This window comes from Nocardioides sp. OK12, from assembly GCF_024341885.1.
Classification (GTDB): Bacteria; Actinomycetota; Actinomycetes; order Propionibacteriales; family Nocardioidaceae; genus Nocardioides; species Nocardioides marinisabuli.
This window is the reverse complement of sequence record NZ_BNET01000042.1, coordinates 1-751: the sequence shown is the minus strand read 5'-3', so window position 1 is coordinate 751 and position 751 is coordinate 1. Positions and strand designations below refer to the sequence as shown.

Here is a 751-nt window from a genome sequence, read left to right as displayed (position 1 = left end):
TCAGGAAAGAGGACCCGTTGAATTTAAGCATATAAGTAAACGGAGGAAAAGAAACTAACAAGGATCCCCTCAGTAACGGCGAGTGAAGCGGGGCAAGCTCATGATGAAAATCTCTTTCTTTTTGGAGGAAGAGAGTTGTAGTCTTTCGGTGCATGTACCGGTGTTTTTGTGTGCCTCGAGTCCCTTGGAACAGGGCTACCATAGAGGGTGAGAGTCCCATATATGGGCACGATGAGAACACGTTTGGTCTGCATCCTACGAGTCGACTACCTTGGGACTGGTGGTCAAAGCAGGAGGTAAATTCCTTCTAAAGCTAAATATAGACGAGAGACCGATAGCGAACAAGTACCGTGAGGGAAAGATGAAAAGAACTTTGGAAAGAGGGTTAAAGAGTACCTGAACTCGCTAAAAGGAAAGCGTTTGCAAGCAGTGTGACTGTGTTGTGTGGTGTGTTGATGCAAATCGATGCATAGCATGGCATATTTTGTCGGTTTGGGTGTATTGTGTTTTTGATTAGACGTGTGATTGTAGGGAATTTTTCATACAGTTACAATTTCAATCAAAATACTTTATATCTATAAAGAAGAAATGTTTGTTCTCTCGAGAACGATTTCTTCGTACCCAAACAAAATGGTTGTAAACACACTACGCGCTCGCAAGGGTGACATCGACGCCGCCGAAGCCATGCTGGCCAAGCATCTCCAGTGGCGCCGCACGGAGCTGCCCAAGGCCCTGACGCCTGCCGTTCGCG

General features: G+C 46.1%; 1 rRNA gene. It reads left to right on the top strand.

What is annotated here, in order from left to right:
- Positions 1-401: ribosomal RNA gene (locus tag OCU29_RS19770) — 23S ribosomal RNA — on the top strand; the annotation flags it as partial.
- Positions 402-751: the final 350 nt, after the last annotated feature.